7 protein-coding genes are annotated in these 9,916 nt (G+C 67.5%); 4 read left to right on the forward strand and 3 right to left on the reverse strand.

The annotated features are described in order from the left end of the window. Positions 1–203 precede the first annotated feature (203 nt). Positions 204–2,099, reverse strand: a complete 1,896-nt coding sequence (locus ACR9ZH_RS18000) for an LTA synthase family protein (protein ID WP_481292137.1) — start codon at positions 2,097–2,099, stop codon at positions 204–206. Positions 2,100–2,222: 123 nt separating this feature from the next. On the opposite strand from ACR9ZH_RS18000, the gene glnE reads away from it, so the two are divergent. The 4 genes from glnE to ACR9ZH_RS18020 all read left to right on the forward strand — a co-directional run bounded on the left by glnE (position 2,223) and on the right by ACR9ZH_RS18020 (position 7,960). Beyond that, positions 2,223–5,111 (forward strand): bifunctional [glutamate--ammonia ligase]-adenylyl-L-tyrosine phosphorylase/[glutamate--ammonia-ligase] adenylyltransferase, encoded by a 2,889-nt coding sequence (glnE, locus tag ACR9ZH_RS18005; RefSeq protein WP_481292138.1) that lies wholly within the window; start codon positions 2,223–2,225, stop codon positions 5,109–5,111. Between the two features lie 48 nt (positions 5,112–5,159). Then, positions 5,160–6,092, forward strand: a complete 933-nt coding sequence (locus ACR9ZH_RS18010) for a nucleoside hydrolase (RefSeq protein WP_481292139.1) — start codon at positions 5,160–5,162, stop codon at positions 6,090–6,092. A 63-nt stretch (positions 6,093–6,155) separates the two neighbouring features. Further along, positions 6,156–6,401: a type B 50S ribosomal protein L31 gene (locus tag ACR9ZH_RS18015; protein WP_072323753.1), complete on the forward strand. Its 246-nt coding sequence runs from the start codon at positions 6,156–6,158 to the stop codon at positions 6,399–6,401. Between the two features lie 263 nt (positions 6,402–6,664). Further along, a complete protein-coding gene (locus ACR9ZH_RS18020; RefSeq protein WP_481292140.1) occupies positions 6,665–7,960 on the forward strand; it encodes a citrate synthase in 1,296 nt (431 codons plus the stop codon). A gap of 168 nt (positions 7,961–8,128) precedes the next feature. On the opposite strand, the gene ACR9ZH_RS18025 is transcribed toward ACR9ZH_RS18020, so the two are convergent. Further along, positions 8,129–8,785 carry a hypothetical protein gene (locus tag ACR9ZH_RS18025; RefSeq protein ID WP_481292141.1) on the reverse strand — a complete coding sequence of 219 codons (657 nt, stop codon included), beginning with the start codon at positions 8,783–8,785 and terminating at the stop codon, positions 8,129–8,131. 58 nt (positions 8,786–8,843) lie between these two features. Further along, on the reverse strand, positions 8,844–9,830 hold the full coding sequence (locus ACR9ZH_RS18030; RefSeq protein ID WP_481292142.1) for a penicillin-binding transpeptidase domain-containing protein: 987 nt from the start codon (positions 9,828–9,830) through the stop codon (positions 8,844–8,846). Positions 9,831–9,916: the final 86 nt, after the last annotated feature.

Here is a 9,916-nt window from a genome sequence, read left to right on the forward strand (position 1 = left end):
CGATTCCGCAGGGAGGCGTAGGCCGGACGAGGACTTAGCGAAAAAAATGGCAGCCACCGGCGACTCGCCGCCACGCCTAAGCAAAACGCGATGGCGAAAGCCGAGCCCGGGCAACGCTCCGTGCGGCGAAGCCGCTTAGAACATGGGCACGCGCAAGCGGGCCAACCGACGCGAAAGGCGGTCGCGCACGGCGCGCTCCTACATTATTGGGCGGCGCCGGCGGCTGCGTTCTCTTCTTCGGTGCCGGGCTGGTGCGCAACCGTCGTCGCGTCGGGCGTCATGTACTGCGCCATCAGTGGGTCGAGCTTCTTCTTCAGGCGAAGCATCGCCACGTTGCCCATCGAAATGTCGGTGTACTTCTGCATGGCCTCTTCCGCAGGCGTGGGTGCGTCAGGCGCGTGGGTCAGCGCGGCGAGCTTCGGTGCCACTACCTGCGTCAGCGCGAAGTACACGTCGTCGTGTACGCCTGCCTGTTCGAGCAGCTTGCCGGGCAGCATCCACGCGGCGAGGTCTTCCTTCTGCGGTGCCGGACCGTCGCCGTGCGCGTCGATGAGGATGTAAGGCACCGTCTGGTTGAACATGCTGCCGCCGCCGGCAAAGCCCACCTTGTCGAATGTTTCGGTGAGCGCCGGGAGGTGGTCGCCATAGAAGAGCAGCAGCGTAGGGCGCTCGCGGTGTTTCAGCAGTTCAGCGAGGCGGCCGAGTTCCGCGTCCGCGTGGCGCATGTGGTAGACGTAATTGCGCCACTGCAACTTCGCGTCCTCGCTGACGCCTTCCGGCGCCGGGATCGCGTCGCGCTCCTTCTGGTCGATGTTCACCGATTTGTCGTACGGACCATGCGCTTCCATGCTGATGGCGAAGACGAAGCGCGGTGGCCCCGAATCCTTCAGCTGGCTCATGATCTCGTCGGTCATGGCGCTGTCGGCCATGTACTCGCCGTCCTTGCGGTAACCCTTCGGGAAGTCGGGCTGGGAGATGAAGCGGTCGAAGCCCAGCGACTTGAACGCCGTGGTGCGGTTCCAGAACGCGGCGTCATTGCCGTGCACGGCGATGGTCTCGTAGCCGTGCGAGCGCAGCGTGCGAACCATGCTCGGCACCACGTTCGTATGCATCTGCAGGTACGGGAACTGCATGTCCGGGAAGTAGCGCAGCGACAGGCCGGTCAGCACCTCGAATTCGGTGCGGATGGTGCCGCCGCCGAAGGTGGGGACGTGCAGGCGCCCGGTGCTCGCATGCCTGGCCAGGCGGTGCAGGTTCGGTGCGAAGTTCTCGCTCTCGAAACCCTGGATGACCGACGGATCGAAGAAGGACTCGCTCTGCACCACGACGATGTCCGGCGTCTGCCGCTGGCTGGCGGCCGCGGCGTCTTTCATGTGCTGGCGCAGGTCGCCGTCCGTGTCCGCGATGAAGCGGCCGGCCTCGGCGGCATCCGCCTTCGGTTTCTTTCCGGCGTTCTGCAGGCGGAACTGCATGATCGTGGTGACGACGCCGTTGTAATGGGCGTTGCCCGCGGCGGACCAGGGCTGCAGGCCGAGGCGATCCTTATCATACAGGGCCGACCAGGCGGGCACGCCGCCAAGCAGCGTGCCGAGCAACGCCACGAGGGCGACGCCGGCGACCAGACGCCGGCCATGCGTCCGGCGCGCGAAAAGCGGCGGTTCGTAACGTGCGACCAGGACGATGACCGCCACGGCGGCAAGGATCGCGAGGTAGGGCAGGGGATTGGCAGGCAGGTAGCCGCCAAGCAGGTGGAAGCCGCCGTTCCTGAGCTGGCCGACCATGCGGAAATCGGCGGGCAGCAGCGGCGCACCGAGGTTTTTCATCTTGATGGCGCTGACGACCAGGACGGCGCCCTGGGCCAGGAAGGCGATGCCGAACGACAACAGCGCGCGGCGGGTGAGGACGAGCAGGAATCCGGCGAGCAGGAGGCCGGGAAACGCGTTGGCCAGCAGGTGCCATGGGCGGGACGCCCACTCCAGGCTGGCCACGCCAGGATTGCCGTCGAGGAAGCCGGTGTAGAGAACAAAAGCCACGGCGAGGCAGAGCGGTAAGGCCACTCGCGCCGTAACGTCTCGCCAACGCTTTGAATCGACAGTCATAACATCCTCTTGTCACATCCCTGTCGTCCCAGGGCCATGGACTGTAACGCAGCGGACATGAACACGTTGTCCGCCCTCCGGGCGCGGTTCACCGCGCGTTAGGTGAGGCACAATGACCGCCTCATGAATGCTTCCCCGCAGGCTCCGCGCGAAAGCCCCGAACTCCGCGCACTGATCGATGCCCGTTATGCCGACGTGATGGCGGCTTGCCGCGTCGCCCGCATCCCGCTGCATGACGATGCGGGCGTTGCCGAGCGCATCCGGCGCACCCTCCTCGCCTCCGACTTCGCCTTCGACGTCTTCCGTCGCCAGCCGGAACTGCTGGCGCCCGCCGGCCTGGAGCGGCTGCGCGCCAACACGGACGCGTCCACGCGGAGCAGCGCGCTCGACCTGCCGCCGGACGAAGAGCGCTGCATGGCCACGCTGCGCCGCTTCCGCCATGCGGAAGCCGTGCGCCTCGTCTTCCGCGACGTGAACGGCCTGGACGAACTGGACGACACGCTTTCGGCGACGAGCGCGCTTTACGAGACGCTGCTCGAGCTGGCGTTGCGCTGGTCGGAGTCCTCCCTGCATGCCCGCTACGGCCAGCCACGCGATCGTGCGGGCAGCGCGCAGCGCATGGTCGTGCTGGGTTTCGGCAAGCTTGGCGGCAACGAGTTGAATTTCTCGTCGGACATCGATCTCGTGCTTGCCTATGCGTCGGGAGGCGACACCGACGGGCCCCGTCCGCTCGACAACGGCGAGTATTTCGTACGCGAGGCACGCCAGCTGGTGCGCCTCCTTGCCGAGCCTACGGTGGACGGTATCTGCGCCCGCGTCGATTTGCGCCTGCGTCCGTTCGGCCAGTCCGGACGGCTGGCCCTCCCGTTCTCAGCGATGGAGCAGTACTACCAGCGCGAAGGGCGCGACTGGGAGCGCTACGCATGGATCAAGGCGCGCCCGGTGGCCGGCGACCGCGTCGCGGGGCGCGAGCTGCAGGACATGCTGCGGCCTTTCGTGTATCGCCGTTATCTCGACTACACCGCCTTCGCGGGATTGCGCGAAATGAAGGCGCTGATCGACGCCGAGGTCGCACGCAAGGACCTCGCCGGGAACCTGAAGCTCGGTCCGGGCGGTATCCGCGAGATCGAATTCATCGTCCAGCTCACCCAGATGATCCGCGGCGGCCGCGATCCCGCACTGCGCGTGCGCGGCCTGCTGCCTGCGCTGCGCGCTTGCGAGGCGCGAGGTTACATTCCCGCCGCACGGGCGAAGTTGTTGCGCGCGTCGTACGTGTTCCTGCGCCGTCTTGAGAACCGCGTGCAGATGCTGCGCGATGCGCAGACGCACGACATCCCGGACGATGCGCTGTCGCGTGAACGCCTCGCCCTGGGCATGGGACATGCGTCCTGGGACGAGCTCGCGCTGGAACTGGCGAGGCATCGCGACGCGGTATCCGGTGAATTCGCCGCGGTGCTCATGCCCGAGGCGGGAAGCACCGCGGTGGCCCCGGCCGCCGATGTCGCCCTATGGCAGGCCGCCTGCGACGAGACGCTGACCGCCGGCATGATGGAGGCCTCGGGCTTCGTGCCCGGCGGCGACGTGGCCGAGGAACTCGTGAAGCTGCCGCGCACCGCGGCGGTGCGCTCGATGTCCGCGCGTTCGGCGGAGCGCCTGCAGCGCCTCATGCCGCAGCTGATGGAGGCGGCGCATGAAAGCGTCGCGCCCGCGGCGAGCCTGCACCGCCTGCTGCGCCTGGTGCAGGCCGTCGCCCGCCGATCTTCGTACCTGGCCTTGCTCGACGAACAGCCGAACGCGCGCCGCCGCGTCGCCAGCGTGTTCGCCGACAGCGCCTTCCTCGCCGAACGCGTGATCGCCCAGCCGCTCCTGCTCGACGACGTGCTCGATCCGCGCATCGACCAGCTCCCGCTGAAACGCGCCGACATCTCCGCCGAGATCGCGCGCACCCTGGGCGCGCTGGACGAGCGCGACGCCGAGCGGGAGCTCGAGCGCATCAACGAATTCCGTTCGAGCATCGCCTTCCGCCTGGGCCTCGCGTTCAACGACGGCCGCGCCGACGCGCCGGCGACGGCACGCCGTCTCGCCGGGCTCGCCGAAGCCGTGGTCGCGGCGGTGCTCTCCCTCGCCACCCGTGAACTCACCGCGCAGCACGGCCGCCTTCCGGGCGAGGGCAGCGGATTCGCCGTGCTGGGCTACGGCAGCCTCGGCGGCGAGGAACTCGGGTTCGCTTCCGATCTCGATCTCGTCTTCGTCTATGACGGCAAGCGCGCCAACGCGATGAGCGACGGCCCGCGGCCGGTGGATGGCACGCGCTGGTACCAGCGCCTCGCGCAGCGCGTGATGCACTGGCTGAGCGCGCAGACCCATGCGGGCAGTCTTTATGAAGTGGACACGCGCCTGCGTCCGGACGGTTCGAAAGGCCTGCTGGTCGCCAGCGTGGACGCCTTCGAGGCGTACCAGCGCGACCGCGCATGGACCTGGGAACACCAGGCGCTGCTGCGCGCGCGGCCCGTGGCCGGCGATCCGCGCCTCGGCGAGGCCTTGCTGGCGATCCGCCGCGACATCCTTGCCGCGCCGCGCGACCCGGACCGGGTACGCGACGAAGTGGGTGCGATGCGTGCGCGTTGGCGCGGCGAGCGCGACCGCTCGGATGCCGCGCGCATCGACCTCAAGCAGGGCAGGGGCGCGCTGATCGACATCGAATTCATCCTGCAGGGCCTGGTGCTCGCGCACGCGTCGACCTATCCCTCGATCCTGGACACCCCTGCCAGCAGCGTCCTGATCGACGCGCTTCGCGACGTGGCCCTGCTTACCGAGGCGCAGGCCGACACCCTGCATGTCGCGCACGCGGACCTGCTGCAAGCCGGGCTTGCCTGCACCCTCGACCTGCGCTCCCGCATCGCCACGCGCACGCCCGCCCTCGAGGCGCTGTGCGCCGGCGTGGAACAGGTGGCGGGCGAGCTTGGCTTGGATTTCAGCCCGCGCGCCGGAGCCGCCGCGCAAGGTGCCTGACCGGCCGCGTGGCGGTATGCTGTGCGGCCGTTACGGAAAGCCATACCGATGATCAAAGCTCCGTTGCTGATCGACACCGACCCCGGCGTGGACGATGCCCTCGCCATCCTGATGGCACACCAGCACGCGGATGTCGTCGCGTTGACCGTCGCGGCGGGCAATGTCGGTCTGGGCCATACCGTGCGCAACGCGCGCACCCTGGTCGAACTCATCGGCGCACGTACGCCCGTCTATCCCGGTTGTCCTTCTCCGCTGGTTCGCGATCCCGATGAGGACGCGGCCTTCGTGCACGGCGCGGACGGGTTCGGCGACGTGGGTTTCCCCGAGCCGGCGCACGTCGCGGAAGCCGAGCACGGCGCGCTGGCGCTGGTGCGGCTGACCCGCGAACGTCCCGGCGAACTGACCCTCGTGGCCCTCGGTCCCCTGACCAACCTCGCCCTGGCCGTGCGCCTGGACCCGGCCCTGCCGGAACGCGTGAAGCGGCTGGTGATCATGGGCGGCGCGGTCACCGGTCACGGCAATACCGGCAAGGTGCCGGCGGAATTCAACATCGGCTTCGATCCCGAGGCCGCGCACGTGGTCTTCGAGGCCTTCCCGATGTTCGACCTGGTGGACTGGGAGGCGACGGTGCGCCATGCCTTCGCCGATGAGGTCTACGAGCGCTGGGTGGCGTCGGGCGACCACCGCGCCGCGTTCTTCGAGAAGATCTTCGGCACCGCCCGCCGCTTCAACGCCGAGCACGAGCGCACCGGCTTCATCGCCGCCGACGCGCTGGCCATGGCGGTGGCGCTGGATCCGGCCATCGTCGTCCGCGCCGAAACCCGCCATGTGGGCATCGAGCTGGACGGCCGCCTCACCCGGGGCGCCACCGTGGTCGACTGGCACCGGCGGCTGGGCGGCCGGGCCAACGCCCGGATCGTCCTCGAAGTGGACCAGGACCGCTTCGCCGGACTGATCGCCGGGGCGCTGGGCGTTTCTTGACCGGTCCGGGTCCGCTGGCTACAATGCCGCTCTTTTCACCCCGCTATTTCTCAGGTTCAAGCCATGAAAGAGAACATCCATCCGAAGTACCAGCCGGTGGTCTTCCAGGACCTGTCGTCCGACTTCGCGTTCCTGACGCGTTCGACGATGTCCAGCAAGGAAACCGTGAAGTGGGAAGACGGTAACGAATACCCGGTGATCAAGCTCGATATCAGCAGCCACTCGCACCCGTTCTACACGGGCAAGCAGAAGACGCTGGACGTCGGCGGCCGCGTCGACAAGTTCCGCCAGCGCTACGGCAAGAAGTAATACCGCGACATCCGCGCGCCGCCTGCGGGGTGGCGTTTCGCGAGGATCGAGGACACGGGGCGAGCCCACGGCTTGCCCCGTGTCTTTTTGCGTCCGGCCCATACGATCCTCTAACGGACGTTCGAACGGGCTCTGTGCGATAATGGGGAACTTCGGCCGCACGCAGCGGCCGGTACGATGCCTTCCCCAGGGCAGCGTTTCCCAACATCGTAACGTCGCCCGGTCCACCGGGGCGGCGGGAACAGAGACAAGAGGAGCTCGCCGTGTCCGACGCCAAAACCGTCAAATTGGTCGATGAATCCAACAAGCCCGTGAGCGAACTGCCGGTCATCGGCGGCACGCTCGGTGCCGAGTGCGTCGACATCGGCACGCTCTACAAGGACACCGGCTACTTCACCTACGACCCGGGCTACGGCAGCACCGCCAGCACCAAGAGCGCCATCACCTACATCGACGGCGACAAGGGCGTCCTGCTGTATCGCGGCTACCCGATCGAGCAGCTGGCCGAGAAGTCGACCTTCCTTGAAACCTCCTACCTGCTCCTCAACGGCGAACTGCCGAACAAGGACCAGTTCGCGAAGTTCGAGCACGAGATCACGCATCACTCAATGATGCACGAGAACCTCAAGTTCTTCCTGCGCGGCTTCAACCACGACGCGCATCCGATGGCGATGCTCGCCGGCTCCATCGCCTCGCTGTCGGCCTTCTACCACGACAAGCTCGACGTCGATAACCCGGAAGACCGCAAGCTCGCCGCCATCCGCCTCATCGCGAAGATGCCGACGATCTCGGCCGCCATCTACCGTCATTCGATCGGCTGGCCGACGCGTTACCCGCGCAACAACCTCGAGTACGTCACCCGCTTCCTGCACATGATGTTCGAAGTGCCGAGCGAGCCGCTGGAGCTGAATCCGGTGGTCGCCAAGGCGCTCGACCTGCTCTTCATCCTGCACGCGGACCACGAACAGAACGCTTCCACCTCCACGGTCCGCCTGGTCGGTTCGACCGGTGCCAACCCGTACGCCTCGATCGCGGCCGGCATTACCGCCCTGTGGGGTCCCGCCCACGGCGGTGCGAACGAAGCCGTGCTCAAGCAGCTCGAGGAAATCGGCTCGGCCGACAAGGTCGAGACGGCGGTCAAGCGCGCGAAGGACAAGAACGATTCCTTCCGTCTCATGGGCTTTGGCCACCGCGTGTACAAGAACTTCGACCCGCGCGCGAAGATCATCCGCGAGATGTGCCACAAGGTGCTGAACGAGCTGGGCGTGAACGACCCGCTGCTCGACGTGGCCATGAAGCTGGAAGAGGCCGCGCTGAAGGACGACTACTTCGTCGAGCGCAAGCTGTACCCGAACGTCGACTTCTACTCGGGCATCATCTACAAGGCGCTGGGCATCCCGACCGAGATGTTCACCGTGATGTTCGCCATCGCGCGCACCTCCGGCTGGATCTCGCACTGGATCGAACAGCACGAAACCCCGGGATCGCGCATCGGCCGGCCGCGCCAGATCTACACCGGCGCCGACGTCCGCGATTACGTTCCGGGCGACAAGCGCTAAAGAGAAACCCGGCGAAGCAGCTTGTGTCAAAACAGGCTGCCGGCCAAGGGGCGTTCCTCGCAAGAGGAGCGCCTTTTTTTGCTCGTCGCCCCTGCGAAGGCAGGGGCCCAGCGACTTCCGCATCGCCCGCCAAAGTCGCTGGGTTCCTGCTTGCGCAGGAACGACGGATCAGGTCGAACCGTTGAACGCCGCGATGTCTTCCTCAGCCAGCAACTCCTGCACCATCGCCCGGGTAGCCCGGCGCATGGGCCTGTCGTCCACGCGGTCCAGCGGCGCCTGGCGCAGGGCGTCCACCGGCAGCACGGTCAGGTCGAAGGGAATGCCGTCGGCGCCGAACAGCAGCACCGTGTGCTCGCTCTGCTCAGTGGGCGACCAGCGCAGGCGGCGCGTCTGCGTCTCCAGCGGAATGCCCTGCTCGCGCAGGAACAGGCCCGGAGCTTCGGGATCGTCGCTATAGACATGCAGGCAGACGGCCGAATGTTCGTCGGCGGTGCCTTCGAGGACGGCGCCCACCAGCCGCGTATCGAACCCGCGCAGGAAACGCATGGCTTCCACCGCCGCTTCGCGCCGGGCCCGCAGGGCCTGCGGTTGCGAATCGCCATGGAAGAGACGCTGGTGTTCGCGCAGCGCGTCCTCGATCTCGTTGTTGCGCGGAAGGGCTTGCGTGTCGACGATGCCGAGCCGCTCTGCGGCCTTCAGCTTCGCATGGTGGAAGTCACGGATGCCATGCTCGCTCATCAGGCGCGCCGCCTCCTGGGCGACGAGGACGCGATTGCGCTGCGTCCGGTCCTGGGCATGGATCCTGTGGTGTTCGCCTCGTGCCATGACTCACCCCCGTGTGGTGTGTTCGTGTGCCAGGCGCGCGCCGCTGCCGCGGCGCGCGTCAGAAGATGTCGTAGGCGTGTTCCTGCTGTTCCTCCTGCTGTTTTTGCGTCGCCTGCTCGCGAAGACGGTCGACGTCCTCTACCTTCATGATCTCGTTCATGCCGCCGGGCGAGGGCAGTCCTGAGCCGGGATCGATCTGCACCGTGGCGATGCCGGGGGGCATGGCCAGCATGTGCGAGGGCTTGTCCTTGAGGAACGCGCCCATGTAGTCCATCCAGATCGGCAGCGCCGCCTTGGCGCCGAACTCGCCGCGTCCCAGCGAACTGAAGTCGTCGAAGCCCACCCATACCGCCGTGGACACGTCGCCGTTGAAGCCGACGAACCATGCGTCGCGGTGGTCGTTGGTGGAGCCTGTCTTGCCAGCGATGTCGTCGCGGCCGAGAGCCTTCGCGGCAGCGCCCGTGCCGCGCTTCACCACGTCCTGCATCAGCGAAGTCACGAGGTAGTCATTGCGCACGTCGATCACGTGCGGCGCAAGCTTCGGCGCTTCCGACGCGTCGGCATGCGCGTCGGCCGGCAGCACGGCCTCACCCGTGCCGCTTCCCGCGGTACTGCCGGCCGTGGCCGGGCGGGCGGGAATCAGCGCGGTGGATCCCTGGGGCGGCGGACCCGGAGGCGTCGGGTTGAGCAGGCGCTCCTGGCAGTCCGCGCAGGCACGCTCGGGATTGGCGACGTAGACAGGGTTGCCGTTGCGATCGTCGATGCGCGAGATGAAGTACGGCGTGACCAGGTAACCGCCATTGGCGAACACGGCATAACCGCGCGCCATGCTCATCGGCGATACCGAGGCGGTGCCCAGCGCCAGCGACAGGTTCTGCGGCAGGGCATCGGGCGTGAAGCCGAAGCGCGTCATGTACTCGCGGGCGTAGCGCAGACCGAGTGCGTCGAGCAGGCGCACCGAGACCAGGTTCTTCGACTTCACCAGCGCCTCGCGCAGGCGCATCGGGCCGTCGAACTTGTTGTCGTCGTTGGCCGGCGCCCACACGCCATCGGGGCTGTCTCTTATACACATCTAAAAAAAAAAGGGGGGGGGGGGGGGGGGGGGGGGGGGGGGGGGGGGGGGGGGGGGGG

This window comes from Luteibacter sp. SVR4-7G, from assembly GCF_056755555.1.

What these genes read in the sequence shown, in the direction of transcription:
- ACR9ZH_RS18000 (WP_481292137.1), bottom strand. Translation starts at nt 2,099, where the DNA reads ATGACTGTCGATTCAAAGCGTTGGCGAGACGTTACGGCGCGAGTGGCC.
- ACR9ZH_RS18010 (WP_481292139.1), top strand. Translation starts at nt 5,160, where the DNA reads ATGATCAAAGCTCCGTTGCTGATCGACACCGACCCCGGCGTGGACGAT.
- ACR9ZH_RS18015 (WP_072323753.1), top strand. Translation starts at nt 6,156, where the DNA reads ATGAAAGAGAACATCCATCCGAAGTACCAGCCGGTGGTCTTCCAGGAC.
- ACR9ZH_RS18025 (WP_481292141.1), bottom strand. Translation starts at nt 8,785, where the DNA reads ATGGCACGAGGCGAACACCACAGGATCCATGCCCAGGACCGGACGCAG.
- glnE (WP_481292138.1), top strand. Translation starts at nt 2,223, where the DNA reads ATGAATGCTTCCCCGCAGGCTCCGCGCGAAAGCCCCGAACTCCGCGCA.